General features: G+C 66.2%; 21 protein-coding genes. 17 read left to right on the top strand and 4 right to left on the bottom strand.

What is annotated here, in order from left to right:
• Positions 1-214: 214 nt before the first annotated feature.
• From urtA to modC, 10 genes are all read left to right on the top strand, one after another.
• Positions 215-1,501, top strand: a complete 1,287-nt coding sequence (urtA, locus tag AWJ14_RS10135; protein WP_210183526.1) for an urea ABC transporter substrate-binding protein — start codon at positions 215-217, stop codon at positions 1,499-1,501.
• A gap of 75 nt (positions 1,502-1,576) precedes the next feature.
• Entirely contained in the window at positions 1,577-2,878 is a 1,302-nt protein-coding gene (locus AWJ14_RS22995; RefSeq protein WP_210183523.1) for an ABC transporter permease subunit, read from the top strand.
• The gene (gene urtB / locus AWJ14_RS23000) at positions 2,875-3,516 is read left to right on the top strand and encodes an urea ABC transporter permease subunit UrtB (RefSeq protein WP_280949313.1); all 642 of its coding nucleotides are present in this window, start codon (positions 2,875-2,877) and stop codon (positions 3,514-3,516) included. Before AWJ14_RS22995 ends, urtB begins: the two co-directional genes overlap by 4 nt.
• A gap of 2 nt (positions 3,517-3,518) precedes the next feature.
• Positions 3,519-4,688, top strand: coding sequence for an urea ABC transporter permease subunit UrtC (gene urtC, locus AWJ14_RS10145; RefSeq protein WP_066178073.1), 1,170 nt, complete (start codon positions 3,519-3,521; stop codon positions 4,686-4,688).
• Positions 4,685-5,425 carry an urea ABC transporter ATP-binding protein UrtD gene (gene urtD, locus AWJ14_RS10150; RefSeq protein ID WP_066178074.1) on the top strand — a complete coding sequence of 247 codons (741 nt, stop codon included), beginning with the start codon at positions 4,685-4,687 and terminating at the stop codon, positions 5,423-5,425. Before urtC ends, urtD begins: the two co-directional genes overlap by 4 nt.
• 3 nt (positions 5,426-5,428) lie before the next feature.
• Positions 5,429-6,124: an urea ABC transporter ATP-binding subunit UrtE gene (urtE, locus tag AWJ14_RS10155; RefSeq protein ID WP_066178076.1), complete on the top strand. Its 696-nt coding sequence runs from the start codon at positions 5,429-5,431 to the stop codon at positions 6,122-6,124.
• Positions 6,125-6,586: 462 nt separating this feature from the next.
• Positions 6,587-6,946, top strand: a complete 360-nt coding sequence (locus AWJ14_RS10160; protein WP_245304201.1) for a winged helix-turn-helix domain-containing protein — start codon at positions 6,587-6,589, stop codon at positions 6,944-6,946.
• Positions 6,947-7,014: 68 nt separating this feature from the next.
• Positions 7,015-7,794: a molybdate ABC transporter substrate-binding protein gene (gene modA, locus AWJ14_RS10165; protein ID WP_066178079.1), complete on the top strand. Its 780-nt coding sequence runs from the start codon at positions 7,015-7,017 to the stop codon at positions 7,792-7,794.
• A gap of 4 nt (positions 7,795-7,798) precedes the next feature.
• Positions 7,799-8,521, top strand: a complete 723-nt coding sequence (gene modB / locus AWJ14_RS10170; RefSeq protein WP_066178081.1) for a molybdate ABC transporter permease subunit — start codon at positions 7,799-7,801, stop codon at positions 8,519-8,521.
• On the top strand, positions 8,518-9,606 hold the full coding sequence (gene modC, locus AWJ14_RS10175) for a molybdenum ABC transporter ATP-binding protein (RefSeq protein ID WP_066178083.1): 1,089 nt from the start codon (positions 8,518-8,520) through the stop codon (positions 9,604-9,606). The genes modB and modC overlap by 4 nt, the downstream gene beginning before the upstream one ends.
• A gap of 18 nt (positions 9,607-9,624) precedes the next feature.
• Here the strand turns inward: modC and AWJ14_RS10180 are convergent, their stop codons facing one another.
• The 4 genes from AWJ14_RS10180 to phnF all read right to left on the bottom strand — a co-directional run bounded on the left by AWJ14_RS10180 (position 9,625) and on the right by phnF (position 13,219).
• A complete protein-coding gene (locus tag AWJ14_RS10180; RefSeq protein ID WP_066178085.1) occupies positions 9,625-10,278 on the bottom strand; it encodes a class I SAM-dependent methyltransferase in 654 nt (217 codons plus the stop codon).
• Positions 10,275-11,513, bottom strand: a complete 1,239-nt coding sequence (locus AWJ14_RS10185; RefSeq protein ID WP_066178638.1) for a BtaA family protein — start codon at positions 11,511-11,513, stop codon at positions 10,275-10,277. The genes AWJ14_RS10180 and AWJ14_RS10185 overlap by 4 nt, the downstream gene beginning before the upstream one ends.
• A 43-nt stretch (positions 11,514-11,556) precedes the next feature.
• Entirely contained in the window at positions 11,557-12,372 is an 816-nt protein-coding gene (locus tag AWJ14_RS10190) for a UDP-2,3-diacylglucosamine diphosphatase (RefSeq protein ID WP_066178087.1), read from the bottom strand.
• Positions 12,373-12,487: 115 nt separating this feature from the next.
• Positions 12,488-13,219, bottom strand: coding sequence for a phosphonate metabolism transcriptional regulator PhnF (gene phnF, locus AWJ14_RS10195; protein WP_245304202.1), 732 nt, complete (start codon positions 13,217-13,219; stop codon positions 12,488-12,490).
• 103 nt (positions 13,220-13,322) lie between these two features.
• Between phnF and phnG the strand changes: the two genes are divergently transcribed.
• From phnG to AWJ14_RS10230, 7 genes are read left to right on the top strand one after another with little or no spacing between them, the layout of a single operon-like run.
• Entirely contained in the window at positions 13,323-13,820 is a 498-nt protein-coding gene (phnG, locus tag AWJ14_RS10200; RefSeq protein WP_083220168.1) for a phosphonate C-P lyase system protein PhnG, read from the top strand.
• A complete protein-coding gene (gene phnH / locus AWJ14_RS10205; RefSeq protein ID WP_066178091.1) occupies positions 13,820-14,434 on the top strand; it encodes a phosphonate C-P lyase system protein PhnH in 615 nt (204 codons plus the stop codon). Before phnG ends, phnH begins: the two co-directional genes overlap by 1 nt.
• Before the next feature lie 3 nt (positions 14,435-14,437).
• Positions 14,438-15,559 (top strand): carbon-phosphorus lyase complex subunit, encoded by a 1,122-nt coding sequence (locus AWJ14_RS10210; RefSeq protein ID WP_066178093.1) that lies wholly within the window; start codon positions 14,438-14,440, stop codon positions 15,557-15,559.
• On the top strand, positions 15,556-16,491 hold the full coding sequence (locus tag AWJ14_RS10215) for an alpha-D-ribose 1-methylphosphonate 5-phosphate C-P-lyase PhnJ (RefSeq protein ID WP_066178095.1): 936 nt from the start codon (positions 15,556-15,558) through the stop codon (positions 16,489-16,491). The genes AWJ14_RS10210 and AWJ14_RS10215 overlap by 4 nt, the downstream gene beginning before the upstream one ends.
• A 2-nt stretch (positions 16,492-16,493) precedes the next feature.
• Positions 16,494-17,315: a phosphonate C-P lyase system protein PhnK gene (phnK, locus tag AWJ14_RS10220; protein WP_245304203.1), complete on the top strand. Its 822-nt coding sequence runs from the start codon at positions 16,494-16,496 to the stop codon at positions 17,313-17,315.
• Positions 17,316-17,317: 2 nt separating this feature from the next.
• On the top strand, positions 17,318-18,025 hold the full coding sequence (phnL, locus tag AWJ14_RS10225; RefSeq protein WP_066178101.1) for a phosphonate C-P lyase system protein PhnL: 708 nt from the start codon (positions 17,318-17,320) through the stop codon (positions 18,023-18,025).
• Positions 18,022-18,636 carry a DapH/DapD/GlmU-related protein gene (locus AWJ14_RS10230; RefSeq protein ID WP_066178104.1) on the top strand — a complete coding sequence of 205 codons (615 nt, stop codon included), beginning with the start codon at positions 18,022-18,024 and terminating at the stop codon, positions 18,634-18,636. Before phnL ends, AWJ14_RS10230 begins: the two co-directional genes overlap by 4 nt.
• Positions 18,637-18,803 lie beyond the last annotated feature (167 nt).

The following is an 18,803-nucleotide window of genomic DNA, read 5'->3' on the forward strand; positions in this document are numbered from 1 at the left end:
CGCCTGTGCTTGGCGATTACTGTCACCGCAATAATGCTTAAAAAATTGGCACTGCAAAAATACAAGGCAAGAAATTCCGGATTTTTGATACAGCTTTCATCTGCCGTTGCTCACAATTCCCTGCAAGCGGTCGAGATCAGGCCGTGCGGCAACTGGCAAGGGGCTTGCATTGATCGTCAGCGTGGACACGAACAGCACGGAGGCTGACATGAAAATAACCACGAAATGGCAGATCGCGGGAGCGGCGGCATTCATTACAACGACCGTCCTGACCCACGCGGCCTATGCGCAGGAGGAAACAATCAAGGTCGGCGTGCTGCATTCCCTTTCCGGAACCATGGCGATTTCCGAAACCACGCTCAAGGACACCGTGCTGATGCTGATCGAGCAGCAGAACGCTAAGGGCGGCGTGCTCGGCAAGAAGCTCGAGGCCGTCGTCGTCGACCCGGCCTCGGACTGGCCGCTGTTTGCGGAAAAGGCGCGTGAACTCCTGACCGTCGACAAGGTGGACGTGATGTTCGGCTGCTGGACCTCGGTCAGCCGCAAGTCGGTGCTGCCGGTGATCGAGGAGCTGAACGGGCTCCTGTTCTATCCGGTCCAGTACGAGGGCGAGGAATCCTCCAAGAACGTGTTCTACACCGGTGCTGCCCCCAACCAGCAGGCCATTCCCGCCACCGACTATTTCCTCGAGGAACTCGGCGTCGAGAAATTCGCGCTGCTCGGCACCGACTATGTCTATCCGCGCACGACCAACAAGATCCTCGAGCAGTATCTCAAGGACAAGGGCATTCCCGCCGAGGACATCTTCGTCAACTACACGCCCTTCGGCCATTCCGACTGGTCCAAGATCGTGGCCGACGTGGTCGCGCTCGGCGCCGACGGCAAGAAGGTGGGCGTGATCTCGACCATCAACGGCGACGCCAATATCGGCTTCTACAAGGAACTCGCCGCAGCCGGCATCTCGGCCGACGACATTCCGGTCGTGGCCTTCTCGGTGGGCGAAGAAGAGCTTTCGGGCCTCGACACCACCAACCTCGTCGGCCATCTCGCCGCCTGGAACTACTTCCAGTCCGCCGATGCCCCGGTCAATGCCGAGTTCATCAAGGAATGGAAGGCATTCGCCGGCGAGAAGCGCGTGACCAACGACCCGATGGAAGCCACTTACATCGGCTTCAACATGTGGGTGAACGCCGTCGAGGCCGCCGGCACCACCGATGTCGATGCCGTCACCACGGCGATGGTCGGCCAGAAGTTCCCGAACCTCACGGGCACCGAAGCCGAGATGCTGCCCAACCATCACCTGACCAAGCCGGTGCTGATCGGCGAAATCCAGGCCGATGGCCAGTTCGATATCGTCAGCCAGACGGAGCCCGTGCCCGGCGACGCCTGGACTGACTACCTGCCCGAATCCAAGATGCTGGAGTCGGACTGGGTCGAGCTCAAATGCGGCATGTACAACACTGAAACCAAGACCTGCGTGCAGCTCAACTCGAACTACTGATCACCCGAACGGCAGGGGGCCATGTGGCCCCCTCCCATCCATTAAAGCCAATCGGGCCAACTTCTCGGGTCATCCATGCTCCGCATTCTCCTGATCGTCTTCGCCGCGCTGATGTCGCTTGCGCCTCTTCATGCGCAGGAAGGGGACCTCAACGCGCTTCTCGAAACCCATCGCGCCAGCATCGAAAAGCCCTCGCGCACCACGATCGGGCCGGTGCTCGAAGCGCTGGTCGAGAGCCAGCAGCCCGGCGTCGACGTGTTTATGGAGAAATGGCGGGAGAAGGAGGTCTGGCAGCGCAAGTCCGACGGCCGCTTCTTCTTCGTGAGGAAGGCCGAGGGCGGCAAGCTCACTTTGATTGATGTCGCCACCGGCGAAGAAGCGGGGCTCGCCGACAAGGCCGAGCTCGACAATCTCAAGCCCAACAGCGGCGTGCGCGGCGTGATCGCGGCGGCGCTGGTGCAGTTCCAGCTCTCCGATCCCGACCCGGAGCGGCGGCTGCAGGCGCTGACCGCGCTCGAGCGCGACGCAAACGAATCTCATCTCAGCATCCTTAGGGCCGCAATCGATTCCGAAACCGTGCCGGCGATTAAGGCCCGCAAGGAGCGGCTGCAGCGGCTGCTGACCATCAAGTTCGGGTTCGACCAGGCCACGCGCGTGGCCGCGATCGAAAGTTTTGCGGGCGACCCCGGTGTGGATGCGCGCGCCGCGCTCAATCCGCTGCTGGTCACAAGCCTCAAGGTGTTTGACGCGACGGGCGTGCCGGCGGGCACCAATGTCGCCCGGATCCTCAAGCCCGGCCGCGACATCGATCCGGAAGCTGCCTATCAGTTGCTGGTCGAAGCGGGCGAGGCGCGGCCGGTGGTACCGCTCGATCAGCGCAAGCAGGCGCTCGCCGCCAATATCGTGGACGGCAAGGTCGGCGGCATTCCTGTTTCTGACCTCGTCACCCAGGCGGCGCGCGACCGGGCCTATCTGGCGCTGGCCGCCGAAGGCGCGGTTCCGCCGCTCGTCACAGCCGATGAACGCGCGCAGGCGGTGGCAAATCATGTCTTCGCCGACGTCTATGCCGAACCGGATGCGGCGCTCACCGATGCCGCGCGCGAGACGCTCGACGCCATCAGCGGCACCGTTGGCTTCTACCGCTTTCTCGATCTCGCGCTCGACGCGCTGTCGCTCGCCTCGATCTATTTTCTCGCGGCCATCGGCCTGGCCATCACCTTTGGCGTGATGGGCGTGATCAACATGGCCCATGGCGAGTTCATCATGATCGGCGCCTATACCGGCTATGTGGTGCAGCAGGTCATTCCCGACTACACGATCTCAACCTTGGTGGCGCCGTCGCGTTCCTGGCGGGCGTCGCGCTCGAACGGCTGGTGATCCGGCATCTCGCGCACCGACCGCTCGAAACCCTGCTTGCCACTTTCGGCATCTCGATCGCGTTGCAGCAGATCGCCAAGAACATCTTCGGCACCCAGGCGCGGCCCCTGACCTCGCCCTCCTGGCTCGACGGCGCCTGGGCGATCAACGACGTGGCCTCGATCAGCTATATCCGCATCGCCATCTTCGTGCTGGCGCTCGTGTTCCTGGCGCTGCTGCTGTTCATCCTCAACAAGACACGGCTGGGGCTCGAAGTCAGGGCGGTCACGCAGAACCCGCGCATGGCGGCCTCGATGGGGATCAATCCAGACCGCATCAACATGCTCACCTTCGGGCTCGGCTCGGGCATCGCCGGCATCGCCGGCGTCGCCATCGGCCTGTTCGCCAAGGTCACCTCGGAACTCGGCTCCGGCTACATCGTCCAAAGCTTCATGACCGTGGTGGTGGGCGGCGTCGGCAATATCTGGGGCACGCTTGCGGGGGCGGGCATGATCGGATCGCTGCAGAAGGTGATCGAGTTCTTCAATCCCTCCAACACGCTCGCGGCGCAGACCTACATGATCATCTTCATCATCATCTTCATCCAGTTCAGACCCAAGGGCATCATCGCGCTCAAGGGCCGCGCGGCGGGGGATTGACCATGCAGCGTTCGTTCTTCGCCCGGCAGCCCTCGGTGCTCATTTTCATCTCGCTTCTGGCGCTGTTCACGATTGCGATCGTGATCCTGTCCGAGGGCTTCGGCCTGGGGCTGGTGTCGACCAGCTTCGTCAAGATCCTCGGCAAGACGCTGTGCCTGTGCCTGGTCGCCATCGCCATGGACCTGGTCTGGGGCTATTGCGGGATCCTCTCGCTCGGCCATTTCGCGTTTTTCGGCCTCGGCGGCTACATGATCGGCATGTGGCTGATGTATGAGCGCACCAAGGACATCGTCATCGCCTCGCTCGAGGGCGCGGCGCTGCCGCCGACGGCGGAGGAAATCCGCGAGGGCATCGGCACGCAGATCTTCGGCGTGGTCGGCGGCTCGGACATCCCGGTGGTCTGGTATTTCGCCGACAGCCTGTTTGCGCAGCTGGCCCTGGTGGTGCTGGTGCCGGGACTGCTTGCGCTGGTGTTTGGCTGGCTTGCCTTCCGGTCCCGCGTGACCGGCGTCTATCTCTCGATCCTGACCCAGGCGATGACGCTCGCGCTCTCGCTCTACCTGTTCCAGAACGACAGCGGCCTTCGCGGCAACAACGGCCTCTCCGGCTTGCAGAACATCCCGGGCCTGACCGACATGCCGCAATCGGTTCTGTCGGTGTGGTTCTTCCTGGCCTCGGCGCTCGCCCTCAGCCTCGGCTACCTGCTTGCGGCCTTCGTGGTCTCGGGCAAGTTCGGCAACGTGATCCGCGCGATCCGCGACGACGAGGCGCGCATCCGCTTTATGGGCTATCCGGTGGAAGCCTACAAGCTTGTCGTCTTCACGCTAACCGCGGTGATCGCGGCGATCGCCGGCGCGCTCTACTATCCGCAGGCCGGCATCATCAATCCGGCCGAGATCGCCCCCATCGCCTCGATCTATCTCGCGGTCTGGGTGGCGATCGGCGGGCGCGGGCGGCTTTACGGCGCGGTGATCGGGGCTGCGACCGTGTCGCTGCTGTCGTCCTGGTTCACCGGCGGGCAGGCGCCGAGCGTGCCCCTCGGCTTCTACACCATCAACTGGGTCGACTGGTGGCAGGTGCTCCTGGGGCTCGGCTTCGTGCTGGTGACGCTCTACATGCCGCAGGGCATTGGCGGGCTGTTCGACCGCTTCATCCGAAAGGACGCGCCATGAGTTCGCTGCTGGAAGTCACCTCGATCTCGGTGTCGTTCGACGGGTTCAAGGCGATCAACAATCTCTCCTTCGAGATCGGCGGACAGGAGCTGCGGGCGATCATCGGGCCGAACGGCGCGGGCAAGACCACCTTCATGGACATCGTCACCGGCAAGACCCGGCCGGACGAGGGCAGGGTGCGCTTCGGCGAGCCGCAGCTCGACCTGCTCCGGCTGTCCGAAAGCCAGATCGCGCGCGCGGGCATCGGCCGCAAGTTCCAGCGCCCCACCGTGTTCGAGGCGCAAAGCGTGCGCGACAACCTGCTGATGGCCTTGAGCAATGACCGGCTGCCCTTCGCCGTGCTCGGCTACCGCGAAACGCCGCGTGACGACGAGCGGGTCAGGGCGCTCGCCACCGAGATCGGCCTGTCGGGCGAACTCGGGCGGAAGGCGGGCGAACTCTCCCACGGCCAGAAGCAATGGCTCGAAATCGGCATGCTGCTCGCGCAGGATCCGAAACTGCTGCTGGTCGACGAGCCGGCGGCCGGCATGACGCTTGGCGAGCGCGAGCATACGACGGACCTGTTGCGCCGCGCGGCGGAAACCCGCGCGGTGGTGGTGGTCGAGCATGACATGGAGTTCGTGCGCCGGCTCGACTGCAAGGTCACCGTGCTGCACGAGGGCTCGGTGCTGGCCGAAGGCACCCTCGACCATGTCACCGCCAATTCCGACGTCATCGACGTCTATCTGGGACGTTAGGCCATGCTCAGGATCGACAATCTCACCTTGCATTACGGCCAGTCGCAGATCCTCAAGGGGATTTCGCTCGAAGCCGAGGTCGGCCACGTCACCTGCGTGATGGGCACCAACGGCGTCGGCAAGACCAGCCTGCTCAAGGCGATCTCGGGCGTGCATCACCGCTCGGGCGGCAGCTATCACCTTGACGGCGAGGAGATCGGGCGGATCCCCGCGCATCAGCTGGCCGCGCGCGGCGTCGGTCACGTGCCGCAGGGGCGCGACATATTCCCGCTGCTGACGGTCACCGAAAACCTGGAAAGCGGATTTGCCTGCCTGCCGCGTTCGGAACGGCGGATCCCGGACCATATCTACGAGCTGTTTCCGGTGTTGAAAGACATGCGCAACCGTCGCGGCGGCGACCTGTCGGGCGGGCAGCAGCAGCAATTGTCGATCGCCCGGGCGCTGATCACCCGGCCCAAACTCCTGCTGCTTGACGAGCCCACCGAGGGCATCCAGCCCAACATCATCCAGCAGATCGGCCGGGTGATCGCGCTGTTGCGGGACGAGGGCAAGATGGCGATCGTGCTGGTCGAGCAGTATTTCGAATTTGCCTATGGGCTCGCCGACCGGTTCTGCGTGATCGAGCGCGGCGAGGTGAAGATGGCGGGCGACCGCGAGAGCCTCTCCAAGGACCGGCTGCGTGCGGCAGTGTCGGTGTGAACCCTCTGCCTGACAAAGTGGCGGTGCAGGGCATTGCCCAGGAAATGGGCTTGTGCCGCGTTTTCGGCCCCTTGCTGCCCACAACTCAAGCGCAGAGGCCGGCGACGTCCCGGATCGAGGCCGTTTTCGCCCATGCGCAGTTTGGCACGGTTCCTGCTTCGTAAGTTTCAGATCCGCCAGAGGGGATCGTAAAGCCGCCCGCAAAGGGCGCGGGGACCAGGGCCGCCAGGCAGGACACCGTTACTCCCGGATGTACGGAGAACGACCTGCCTGGCGGCCTTGTCCGCTTTCGCAGGCTTCAATTCGTTGGCGTGGGCCGGTTGCGGTTTGGGCCGGACGCCCGGTCCCGTCCGGCATGGCCTGCACGAGCGCGTGGCATTGAGGCTTGGGCTTGGCTCCGGTCTCGCCTATCCTGTCCGCCCGGTGCGGCGAAGGTGCACCGGCCATGTGCGGGAGGATCTTGTGGAAAACCCCAGGCTGCGGCTGCGGCTGACATTCGACAACGGGCTGGTGCTCGGCCCCGGCAAGGCGGACCTGCTCGACGGCATCGCCGAGCACGGCTCGATCTCGGCTGCCGGCCGGCGCATGAAGATGAGCTACAAGCGGGCCTGGATGCTGGTCGAGGAGATGAACGCCGCCTTCATGGAGCCGTTGGTCGAAAGCAACCGGGGCGGGGCAAAGGGCGGCGGGGCCCGACTCACGCCGGCCGGAGAGGCCGTGCTCGCCCGCTTCCGCAGCCTCGAAGCGCTGGTGTTCGACGGCGGCGCACCGCAGATCGACGCTCTCAAGGCGATGCTACGCGATATTCCCGACGAGAAATAACGGTTGCCAGTGCGCGATGTTTCGGTGATATGTTCGCTCAAACATAACGAAACTGGAGTCCTGATCCCATGTTTGCCCTCACACGTCGTGCCACAGTCGCCGCCGCCCTTGTCCTTGCCTCCACGCTGGCGCTGCCGGCAGCACAGGCCGAGGAAGTCACCGTCTTTGCCGCGGCCAGCATGAAGACCGCACTCGACGAAGTGGCGGCCGACTGGCAGGCGGAAACCGGCAACACCGCCGTCATTTCCTATGCGGGCAGCTCGGCGCTGGCCCGGCAGATCCAGGAGGGCGCGCCGGCCGATCTGTTCATTTCGGCTGCCGTCAACTGGATGGACACGCTCGAGGAAGCAAAGCTGATCAAGTCCGAAACGCGGGTCGACCTGCTCGGCAACACGCTGGTGCTGATCGGCCACGGCGCGGATGCGGCCGATGTCGAAATCGCACCGGGCTTCGATCTTGCCGGCCTGCTCGGCGACAACCGGCTCGCCATGGCGCTGGTCGATTCGGTGCCGGCGGGCGTCTATGGCAAGGCGGCGCTCACCAGCCTCGGCGTGTGGGACGCGGTCGAGCCGAAGGTGGCGCAGGCCGACAATGTGCGCGCGGCGCTGCAACTGGTGGCGACCGGCGAGGCGCCGATGGGCATCGTTTATGCCACCGATGCCGCGGCCGAGCCCGACGTGCGCGTGGTCGCGACCTTCCCGGCGGACTCCCATCCCGCCATCATCTATCCCGCTGCCGTGACCGCGGAATCCGCAAAGCCCGAGGCAGAGGCTTTCCTCGAGTATCTGTCCGGTGCTAAGGCTCGGTCGGCCTTTGAAGCCCAGGGATTTACGGTCTTGAAGAAATAAGCGGATGCTCGATGCTTTGCCGGATTGGCTCGCCACGGCCCTGAGCCATGACGAGTGGCGCGCGGTTGCGCTTTCGCTCAGGGTGTCGTTCTGGGCGACGCTCGCAAGCCTGCCGCTGGGCATACTGGTGGCCTATGTGCTGGCCCGTTGCGAGTTCTGGGGCAAGCAGGCGCTCAACGGGCTGGTGCACCTGCCGTTGATCCTGCCGCCCGTGGCCACAGGCTACCTTCTGCTCATCACGTTCGGGCGGAAGGGGCCGGTCGGCGCGGCGCTTGACGAGCACCTGGGCATCGTGCTCGCCTTTCGCTGGACCGGGGCGGCCCTCGCGGCGGGCGTGATGGCGTTCCCGCTGATGGTGCGGGCGATCCGGCTTGCCATCGAGGCGGTCGATCCGAAGCTCGAACAGGCTGCTTCGACGCTCGGGGCCTCGCGGCCCTGGGTGTTTGCGACGGTGACGCTGCCGCTGATCCTGCCGGGCGTGATCGCCGGCGCGATCCTGGCATTCGCCAAGGCGATGGGCGAGTTCGGCGCCACCATCACCTTCGTCTCCAACATTCCGGGCCAGACCCAGACATTGCCATCCGCGATCTACAGCTTCCTGCAGGTGCCGGGCGGCGACGCCAAGGCGATGCAGCTGGTGCTGATCGCCATTGCGATCGCGCTCACCGCGCTGTTCCTGTCGGAATGGCTGGGCCGCAGCGTGGCGCGCAGGATTGCCGGCTCATGAGCCTTTCCGTCAGCATCAGGCACAGTTTCGGTGCATTTTCGATCGATGTCGGGTTCGAAGCACCCACCGGGGTGACCGCGCTGTTCGGCCGTTCCGGCTCGGGCAAGACCACGGTCATCAACGCGGTTGCCGGGCTGCTCCGGCCGCAATCGGGCCATGTGACGCTCGACGGTCGGGTGCTGTTCAATTCGGACACCAATGCTTTCACCCCGGTGCACCGCCGTCGCCTGGGCTATGTGTTCCAGGAGGGGCGGCTGTTTCCGCATCTCAGCGTCCGGCAAAATCTCGCTTATGGCCGCTGGTTCGCGCCGCGCGAGGCGGGCAGCGCGGGCGATCATGTGATCGAGATGCTCGGCATCGGCGCCTTGCTCGACCGCCGGCCCGGCGCGCTCTCGGGCGGCGAAAAGCAGCGGGTGGCGATCGGGCGGGCGCTGCTCGCGCGGCCGAAACTGCTCCTGATGGACGAGCCGCTGGCGGCCCTCGACGAGGAGCGCAAGGCGGAGATCCTGCCCTATCTCGAACGCCTGCGCGACGAGACGGATATTCCGATCCTCTATGTCAGCCACTCGATGGTGGAGGTCGCGCGGCTCGCGACCACGCTGGTGTTGATCGAGGCGGGGCATGTGGTCCGGGCCGGCCCCGCCGCGGAGGTGTTGTCCGATCCCGAAAGCGTGCCGACGCTCGGGGTCCGAACGGCGGGCGCCTCGCTGCACGCGATCGTCGCGGCGCAGGAGGAGGACGGCTTGACCCGGCTTGAAACCTCCGCCGGGCGGTTGCTCATCCCCCGGGTCGAGGCCGAGATCGGGGCTCGGCTTGCGATCCGCATTCCCGCGCAGGACGTGATCCTGTCGCGCACGCGGCCCGAAGGCCTGTCCGCGCTCAACATCCTGCCCGCGAAGGTGACTGCGGTGCGGCTCGGCGAGGGGCCCGGCGCGATCGTCCAGCTCAAGGCCGGCGACGACCTCATTCTCGCGCGGATCACCCGGCGTTCGGCGCTCGCACTTGAGCTTGCACCCGGCGCCGATTGTTTTGCGATCCTGAAAACCGTGTCGGTGGCGCAGACCAATGTCGGCGGCGCCGGCTGACGGCGGGGCGGGTGAGACTTACGGCAGGCGGATCACGCCGATCCGGGCATAGTCGCGGTAGAGCGTGGAAAAGCCGAGTTCGCCGTGGTGGCGGGCTGCCAGCGAGGCCATGACGTCGCCGAGATCCGCCCGTGGCGTGACCTGGAATTTCGCAAGCCAGGCCTTCAGGCCGCGGCCGAACCAGGCGGGCAGGGCGGATTGCTCCCCGAAATCGACCACATGCAGCTCGCCGCCCGGGGCCACGGCAGCGAGCGCCTGTTCGAGGGCGGCTTCCCAGCCGGGGATCATCGACAGGCTGTAGGACAGGAACACCCGGTCGAAGCGCGCGGTCCCGAACAGCTGGCGCGCGTCAAAGCCGGTTGCGTCGCCCTGGGCGAGCCGCACCCGGCCGGAGAGGCCGGCGCGGGCGATCACGGAGGCCGCGGATTTGAGCATTTCCGAGGAAATATCGATGCCATGGAGCCGGGCATCGGGATAGGTGGCGGCGGTCAGCACCAGGTTGCGCGCGGTGCCGCAGCCGATCTCGAGCACGGTTCCGCCCGCGGGCGGCTTCAGGCTCTCGATCAGGTCGTTGCGGCCGAGCAAATAGTAGCGGCGCGTGAGGTCGTAGATATGGCGCTGGTGACGGTAGATCCCGTCCATGGTGCGGGCATGGGCGGAGATCGCGCTCATGCGGCGGCGTCGCGTTTGACGTGCAGGTGAAAGCCGCCATAGATCGCCGAGCGGTCGCGGGCGCCGAGCTTGAGGCTTTGGTCTGCGCGGTAGTCCCATTTGTCGAGAATGCCGTCGGGCACGCGGCCCTTGAGCGGCGAGGCGGCGGCCGCGGTGCGGTAGATCACGCGCGCGCCGGGGGCAGCGGTGCGGGTGATTTCGGCCCACAGGTCCGCAAGCTGCCGGTCGGTCATCCAGTCCTGGGCGTCGAGCAGCACGAAGGCATCCACGGAGCCCGCGGCGCGGTTTGCGAGCAGCGTGGTGATGCTGTCGTTGACGATGCTGACGCGTCCGGCATTGCGGCGCAGGGTCTCGAAATGGCGGGCCTCGAGATAGGGCGGCAGGCTCGCCTCCGCGCCGGGCTGATAGCCGCGGCCGAAGGCCTGCCAGGCGAAATAATTGTCCTTGAGCGGAAAGCCGCAGGCGAGCCGTTCGGTGCGGGTCCTGAGCGCGCCGATCATGCCTTCGGCGTCGTCGCCGGCAAGCGCCTCGTATTGCGCGGGCGGAATGCCGAGGCCGAACAGCGAGGCGCGCATCGAGATCAGCGCCCGGAAGCTCCTGCTGTCGAAGATCGGGGCAATGCGCGCATCGAAGAAGGCGCGCTGCTTGTCCACGGTGTCCATGCGCAGCAACTCGCGCACATCGACGCCATGGAGCCGTGCGATCCCGTGGGCTGCGGCGATGAAGCGACCAAGCAGGCCGGTCCGGTAGAAGCCGCGGGTGAAACGGCCGATCCGGCGGCGACCATTGATCTCGCGCCCGTCCCAGTAGGCGCGCGTTGTGTCATCGAGATGCGGGCGGATGTGGCGTTCGTAGAGTTTGACGTTGGATTTGAGGTCGGCGTGGCGGAACAGGTTTGAAAACGAAGTATGGTCGGGCAGGTTGGCGGCCGCGGCGAGCTTGAGCCGGCCGAGCGCGACATGGGCGGGCGACAGATCGACCGCGATGATCTCTTTCGGCTCGGCCGTCAGGTAGGACAGCACGTTGCACGAGCCCGAGGCGATGGTGACCATGGTGTCGGTCGGCTTGAGCGCCAGCGCCTCCATGTCGATCAGCGGATCTTCCCAGATCTGCGGATAGACCAGGCCGCGGAAGGCGGCGGAGAAGACGCGCTCGAGAAGGCCCGTCGCGGACAGGGCCGGGGTGCGCACCACGGCGCCGTCGATGCGGGCGCCGATGCCTGCAGTGTCGGTCATGGTCATGGGGCAAGGCTCCTCGGGAAGGGGAAGGGGGTAGGCATCAGGCGGCCTGGTCGCGGCCGGCGGTCAGCTGCTTGACCGCGCGGGGGCGGGCGAGCTGGCCCGCCTTTTCGGAAATGCGGCGCGACCAGTCGATGATTTCCAGCCGGCCATCGGCGTGTTCCACCACGGCGGTGCAGCTTTCCACCCAGTCGCCGGTGTTGATGTAGCGCACGCCACCGCGCATCTCGTTGGCGGCGTGGTGGATGTGGCCGCAGATGACGCCGTCGGCACCGTGCTTGCGCGCTTCTTCGGCGAGCACCGCCTCGAAATCGGAGATGAAGTTGACAGCGCTCTTGACCTTGAGCTTGGCCCAGCGCGAGAACGACCAGTAGCGCAGGCCTAAGAGCCGACGCGAGCGGTTGTGCCACTTGTTGGCCCACATCGCGAGCCCATAGGCGATGTCGCCGAGATGGGCGAGCCAGCGGTGGTTCATCACCACCATGTCGAATTCGTCGCCGTGAATGACCAGGAGCCGCCGGCCGTCGGCGGTCTCGAACACGTCGCGTTCGCGCACTTCGATGCCGCCGAAATGGATGCCTGGATAGGTGCGCAGGATCTCGTCGTGATTGCCCGGCACATAGACGATGCGGGTGCCCTTGCGCGCCTTGCGCAACAGCTTCTGCACCACGTCGTTGTGCGATTGCGGCCAGTAGAAGCCCTTGCGCTTCATGCGCCAGCAATCGACGATGTCGCCGACCAGGTAGATCGTATCCGCCTCGTGCTCGCGCAGGAAGTCGATCAGGATGTCGGCCTGGCAATCGGGCGTGCCGAGATGGATGTCGGAGAGGAATAGCGTTCTGAAATGTCTGGTCACGGGGTCCCGCCTGAACCTTGAGCAATCGTCCCTGCGACAGGCTTAGACACGATTCCGTTTTCAGTTTTGTGACGGTCTCCCCGACGGTCCCGAAAGCGGGCGCTCGGGCGGGGGCTTACGGCGCGGTGTCGATCATCAATTCCACCCGGTCCGCGGCGAAGCGGGATTCGCCGTAAAGCACCGGCCGGCCATCGGCGTCGATGTCGATGGCGCGGGTCAGCAGCACAATGGCGCCGGGCGAGAGCGCGAGCAGGCTCAGGTCCTCGCTCGAGGCATGGCGGGCCTCGACGGCGGTTGATTTGCGGGTGTAGTCGGCGACGCCGAGCCTCGCGAGTGCCGCCGTGATCGAGCCGGTCTCAGCGTAGACCTCGGCGATCGTGCCGAAGCGGGCGGCGTCGAACCAGGAGGTGGCCGACGAGATCGCCACGCTATCGGCCGAGGACACGGTTGCGAGTTCGACCACCGACGCCGCGTCGGGCAGGGCGAGGGCGCTTGCCACAGGCGGCGGGGCAGGCACGGTTCGGCTCGAAACGAGCTTTCCGGAACGGGTCTGCGCCTGATTTTCGAGCCCGGAGGAGAACCGGGTGCGCCGCCCGATCGGGTAGCGCAGGCGCTTGCGGTCATTGACGAAGGTGCCGCGGCCCTGTTCGGCGCGCAGGATGCCCTCCTTTTCGAGCGCGGCGATTGCCGCACGCACGGTGTGGCGATTGACGCCGAATGTTTCCGCAAGCGCTGTCTCCGGCGGCAGCTTCGCGCCGGCGCCAAGGCCGGGCAGCACCGCCTGGCGGATCTGGTCGGCCACCTGGCGCCACAGCGCCACCCCGGTGCGTCGTTCGAGCGTCTCCAAACCGATTTTCCTTTTTGTGCTGTCACAGGCTCGTCATGTGGTCGCGCTAAGTGTATCGTAATTGATATGGTTGTCTAGACTAATAGACAAATAGGAGGTTTCGATGACGGATGCGGAAGCCCGGCTAAGCGGGACGTCGGCGACCGGCGCGGCCCTAGAGGCCGTGAGCGCGCGGCAGCGGCGGCTGTCGGTGCTGGCCAAGGCCAGGACCAAGGATCTGCTCGCTTGCTGGAAGGACACCGGACTCGATCCCGCGGTCGAGGTGCTGCGCGGTCCCGAAAGCGGGCTGGTGGCGGTGCGCGGCCGCATCGGCGGTGGCGGGCAGCCGTTCCAGGTGGGCGAGATGTCGGCCACGCGCGTGACCGTGCGGATCGGCTCGGGCGAGATCGGCCATGCGATGGTCGCGGGCCGCGACGCCCGCAAGGCGCAACTGGCGGCGGTCATCGACGCGCTCGCGCAGGATCCGGCGCAGGCGGATCTGATCGAAAGCAGGATCATCGCCCCGCTCGAAAAAATCGCGGACGAAGCGGATCAGCGCCTGCGCGCCGAAACCGCGGCGACGCGGGTCAATTTCTTCACCATGGTCAGGGGAGAGGACTGATGGTTGCCGCGACTGCTTCCGCCTATGAGGGCGGGTTTTCCGATCCGGTCGGCGCCGCGCAGACCGTGTTCCGCGCGCTGATGGATGCCATGGCGCGGCCCGGCTCGATCCAGCCGCTGCCGGATGTGGCGGTCCCGCCCGCGCCGCTTACGGCGTCGGCCGCGGCGCTGATTGCCACGCTCGCCGATGCCGACACGCCCGTCTGGCTCGATCCGCTGCTTGCCAAGGCGGACGCCGTGCGCGACTGGATCATCTTTCACACCGGCGCCCCGATCACCGCGCACCAGCCCGATGCCGCCTTCGCGCTGGTGGCTGCCCCCCAGAACCTCTCCGCGCTCAACGGGTTTGCGCTCGGCACCCAGGACTATCCGGACCGGTCGACGACCGTGATCCTGCAGGTCGACACGCTCGCCGCCGGCGCGCCGCTCAGCTTCGAAGGCCCGGGCATCGAAAGTCGCGTCAAGATCGCGCCGGCGCCGATGCCGCAGCATTTTGGCGCACAATGGGCCGCCAACCGGCAGGCCTTTCCGCGCGGCATCGACCTGGTGCTTGCCGCGCCCGGCGCGGTGGCCGCGCTGCCGCGCAGCGCCCGCCTGATCCGACAGGAGGCTTGAAAAATGTATGTTGCCGTCAAGGGCGGGGAAGCCGCCATCACCAATGCCCACCGCCTGCTCGCAGCCCGCCGCCGCGGCGACACGGACGTGCCGGGGCTTACGCTCGCCCAGATCGCCGGGCAGTTGTCGCTTGCCGTCGACCGGGTGATGGGCGAGGGCTCGCTCTACGATCCGGAACTTGCCGCCCTTGCCGTCAAGCAGGCGCGCGGCGACCTGATCGAGGCGGTGTTTCTGCTCAGGGCCTACCGCACCACGCTGCCGCGCTTCGGCCATTCCGAGCCGGTCGACACCTGCGCGATGGTGGTCGAACGGCGGATTTCGGCGGTCTACAAGGACCTGCCCGGCGGGCAGCTGCTTGGCCCCACCTTCGACTACACGCATCGCTTGCTCGACCCGACGCTTGCCGGCGACGAGCCGGTGGAGGCGCCCGCCACTGCCACCGCCGGCAGCGAGAAGGTCACACGGGTCTCCGACATTCTCGGCGACGAGGGTCTGATCGAGGAGGATGCGATGCTCGACGCGTCCCGGCCGGTGGCCGACATCACCCGCACGCCGATGGAGTTTCCGATGGAGCGGGACGCGCGGCTGCAGACGCTCGCGCGCGGCGACGAGGGGTTCCTGCTTGCGCTCGCCTATTCGACCCAGCGCGGCTATGCGCGCAGCCATCCCTTCGCGGGCGAAATCCGCATCGGCGAGGTCGATGTCGAGGTGACGATCCCGGAGTTGGGTTTCGCCGTCGTGATCGGCCGGATCCGGCTCACGGAGTGCCAGATGGTCAACCAGTTCAAGGGCTCGGCCAAGGCGCCGCCGCAGTTCACCCGCGGCTACGGGCTGGTCTTCGGCCAGGCCGAGCGCAAGGCCATGGCGATGTCGCTCTGCGACCGGGCGCTGCGTGCCTCCGAACTCGGCGAGGACATTGTCGCCCCCGCCCAGGACGAGGAATTCGTGCTGTCGCATTGCGACAATGTGCAGTCGACCGGCTTCGTCGAACATCTGAAACTGCCGCATTACGTCGATTTCCAGGCCGAGCTCGATCTGGTGCGGCGCATGCGGGCCGAGCATTTCAAGGCTGCCGCCTCCACCGATGACGCGGCGACGGACGACACGCAGGAGGCCGCCGAATGACCAGTCCGGCAACCGACGCACCCGAGCCGACGCTCGCGCGCTACAATTTCGCCTATCTCGACGAACAGACCAAGCGGATGATCCGCCGGGCGATCCTCAAGGGCATCGCCATTCCCGGCTACCAGGTGCCGTTCGCCTCGCGCGAAATGCCGATGCCCTATGGCTGGGGCACCGGCGGGGTGCAGGTGACGGCGGCGATCATCGGCCCGGACGACGTGCTCAAGGTGATCGACCAGGGCGCCGACGACACCACCAATGCGGTCTCGATCCGGGCCTTCTTCGCCAGGACCGCGGGCGTGGCGACGACCACGGCGACGCCTGAAGCCACCATCATCCAGACCCGGCACCGGATTCCCGAAACGAAGCTTCGCGAAGGCCAGGTGCTGGTTTACCAGGTGCCGATCCCCGAGCCCTTGCGCTTTCTCGAACCGCGCGAGACCGAGACCCGCAAGATGCATGCGCTTGAGGAATACGGCCTCATGCATGTCAAACTCTACGAGGACATCGCCCGCAACGGCCGCATCGCCACCACCTATGCCTATCCGGTGAAAGTGGAGGGCCGCTATGTGATGGACCCGTCGCCGACACCGAAATTCGACAATCCGAAGATGCACCGCTCGGAAGCGCTGCAGCTGTTCGGCGCGGGCCGGGAAAAGCGGATCTACGCGATCCCGCCGCACACCGATGTGGTGAGCCTCGATTTCGAGGACCATCCCTTCGAGATCCAGAGCTTCGACCAGCCCTGCGCGCTCTGTGGCGGCGAGGGCGTCTATCTCGACGAGGTGGTGCTCGACGACCGGGGCGGGCGCATGTTCGTCTGCTCCGACACCCACCATTGCGAAAGCCGCCGGGCGGAAGGCCACCGCGGCGCGCTGCTCGGCGACGAGGCATCGGCCGACGCGGCGTCCGCGACAGTCAAGGAGGAAATGTGATGGTGAGCGCTGACACTCTTGAACCGTCCGTTCAGCCGGGACCGCCGAGCGCCGAGAAGCCGCTGCTCAGCGTCGAGGGGCTGACCCGCGTCTATGGCAAGCGCATCGGCTGTGCCGATGTGAGCTTCGAGCTCTTCCCCGGCGAGGTGCTCGCTGTCGTGGGCGAATCCGGCTCCGGCAAGACCACGCTCTTGAACTGCATCTCCTCTCGGCTCGCCCCCACCTGCGGCACTGTGCATTACCGGATGCGCGACGGCGCAAGCGCCGATATCTACAAGATGTCGGAGGCCGAGCGGCGGTATCTGATGCGCACCGACTGGGGCTTCGTGCACCAGAACCCGATCGACGGGCTGAGGATGACGGTGTCGGCCGGCGCCAATGTCGGCGAGCGGCTGATGGCAGTCGGCAACCGGCACTATGGCAATATCCGCAGGGCAGCAATCGACTGGCTGGCGCGCGTCGAGATCGGCGAGGACCGCGTCGACGACCAGCCGCGCACCTTCTCGGGCGGCATGCGCCAGCGGCTTCAGATCGCCCGCAACCTGGTGACCGAGCCCAGGCTCGTGTTCATGGACGAGCCCACCGGCGGGCTCGACGTGTCGGTGCAGGCGCGATTGCTCGACCTGTTGCGCGGGCTCGTCTCCGATCTCGGGCTTGCGGTGGTCGTCGTCACCCACGATCTCGCGGTGGCACGGCTTCTGTCGGACCGGATGATCGTGATGAAGGACGGGCGGGTGATCGAGGCGGGGCTCACCGACCGCGTGCTCGACGATCCGCGCGCGCCCTATACCCAGCTTCTCGTTTCCTCGATCCTGCAGGTGTGACCATGCCCACGGTTCTCGTTGCCTCCGAAGTCAAGAAGAGCTTCACCATGCACATGCGCGGCGGCGTCGAACTGCCGGTCGTCGCCAATGTTTCGTTCTCGCTCGACGCGGGCTCCTGCGCCGTGCTCGGCGGGCCGTCGGGCGTCGGAAAGAGCTCCATCCTGAAAATGCTTTACGGCAATTACGGCTGCGATGGCGGACAGATCCTGGTCAAGCATCACGGTCGCCATGTCGACATCGCCAGCGCCGACCCGCGCAAGGTGCTCGAAATCCGGCGTGACACGATCGGCTATGTGAGCCAGTTCTTGCGTGCGGTGCCGCGGGTTTCGGCGCTCGATGTCGCCTGCGAGCCGCTGATGATCCGCGGCGCGAGCCAGGCCGAGGCGCGGGAAAAGGCGGGCGCGCTGTTTGCGGATCTCAATTTGCCCGAACGGCTGTGGTCACTGCCGCCGGCCACGTTTTCGGGCGGGGAGCAGCAGCGGGTCAACATCGCCCGCGGCTTCATCACCGACCACCCGATCCTGCTCCTGGACGAGCCGACCGCCTCGCTCGACGCGGCCAACCGCGAAGTGGTGATCGGGCTCATTGCCCGCAAGAAGGCCGAAGGCGCGGCCCTGCTCGGGATCTTCCACGATCTCGACGTGCGCAATGCGGTCGCCGACCGGGTGATCGACGTGTCGGCCTTTGCCGCCGGAAAGGCCGCGGCATGACCCGGCTTTCCGAAACGCCACTGGTCCACGAGACCGCGAAGGTCGTGAACTCAACGCTCGGCCGCTACACCGAGGTCGGGGCCGGCTCGTCGCTCGCCCATTCGACGCTCGGGGATTATTCCTACTGCGTCGAGAACACCCAGATCGCCTATGCGGAGATCGGCAAATTCGCCAACATCGCCGCCCATGTGCGCATCTATGCGAGCATGCACCCGATGGAGCGCGCGTCGCTGCATCATTTCAGCTACCGCTCCGCCTGGTATTTCGAGGGCGAAAGCGACGACCAGGCGTTCTTCGACTGGCGCGCGGAGCAGCGCATCCATATCGGCCATGACACCTGGATCGGCCATGGCGCGGTGGTGATGCCCGGCGTGAAGATCGGCAACGGCGCGATCATCGGCTCGAACGCCGTGGTCACCAAGGACGTGGCCGATTTCGCGATTGCCGTCGGCGTGCCCGCGCGCACGATCAGGCAGCGCTTTTCCGACGACATCGCCGGCCGGCTCGATGCGCTCGCCTGGTGGGACTGGGATCACGCGCGGCTGCATGCCGCCCTTGAGGATTTCCGTTCGCTCACGGTCGAGGAATTCCTTGAGCGCCACGGCGGCTGAGGCCGCCCGCATCCTTCCATTTTCAGGACTGTCAGGCCGTCGTCCGACCCCTCCCGGGGGCCGGGGGACGGCCGCTGTTGCGTTTGCACCGCCTTGCGCAATCCGGGGCTGTGGATCGTAACAAAACTGACACCGAACCGACATCGCGCTTTCATATGGCTGGTCTA

Origin of the sequence: Parahoeflea olei, from assembly GCF_001703635.1 — a bacterium.
GTDB classification, from domain to species: domain Bacteria; phylum Pseudomonadota; class Alphaproteobacteria; order Rhizobiales; family Rhizobiaceae; genus Hoeflea; species Hoeflea olei.

Excerpts from the sequence above, each read along its gene's own strand:
- urtD (WP_066178074.1), top strand. The coding sequence starts at position 4,685 with ATGAGTTCGCTGCTGGAAGTCACCTCGATCTCGGTGTCGTTCGACGGG.
- urtE (WP_066178076.1), top strand. The coding sequence starts at position 5,429 with ATGCTCAGGATCGACAATCTCACCTTGCATTACGGCCAGTCGCAGATC.
- AWJ14_RS22995 (WP_210183523.1), top strand. The coding sequence starts at position 1,577 with ATGCTCCGCATTCTCCTGATCGTCTTCGCCGCGCTGATGTCGCTTGCG.
- modB (WP_066178081.1), top strand. The coding sequence starts at position 7,799 with ATGCTCGATGCTTTGCCGGATTGGCTCGCCACGGCCCTGAGCCATGAC.
- phnL (WP_066178101.1), top strand. The coding sequence starts at position 17,318 with ATGCCCACGGTTCTCGTTGCCTCCGAAGTCAAGAAGAGCTTCACCATG.
- AWJ14_RS10185 (WP_066178638.1), bottom strand. The coding sequence starts at position 11,513 with ATGACCGACACTGCAGGCATCGGCGCCCGCATCGACGGCGCCGTGGTG.
- AWJ14_RS10215 (WP_066178095.1), top strand. The coding sequence starts at position 15,556 with ATGACCAGTCCGGCAACCGACGCACCCGAGCCGACGCTCGCGCGCTAC.
- phnG (WP_083220168.1), top strand. The coding sequence starts at position 13,323 with ATGACGGATGCGGAAGCCCGGCTAAGCGGGACGTCGGCGACCGGCGCG.
- AWJ14_RS10180 (WP_066178085.1), bottom strand. The coding sequence starts at position 10,278 with ATGAGCGCGATCTCCGCCCATGCCCGCACCATGGACGGGATCTACCGT.
- modA (WP_066178079.1), top strand. The coding sequence starts at position 7,015 with ATGTTTGCCCTCACACGTCGTGCCACAGTCGCCGCCGCCCTTGTCCTT.
- urtC (WP_066178073.1), top strand. The coding sequence starts at position 3,519 with ATGCAGCGTTCGTTCTTCGCCCGGCAGCCCTCGGTGCTCATTTTCATC.
- AWJ14_RS10210 (WP_066178093.1), top strand. The coding sequence starts at position 14,438 with ATGTATGTTGCCGTCAAGGGCGGGGAAGCCGCCATCACCAATGCCCAC.
- phnH (WP_066178091.1), top strand. The coding sequence starts at position 13,820 with ATGGTTGCCGCGACTGCTTCCGCCTATGAGGGCGGGTTTTCCGATCCG.
- modC (WP_066178083.1), top strand. The coding sequence starts at position 8,518 with ATGAGCCTTTCCGTCAGCATCAGGCACAGTTTCGGTGCATTTTCGATC.
- AWJ14_RS10230 (WP_066178104.1), top strand. The coding sequence starts at position 18,022 with ATGACCCGGCTTTCCGAAACGCCACTGGTCCACGAGACCGCGAAGGTC.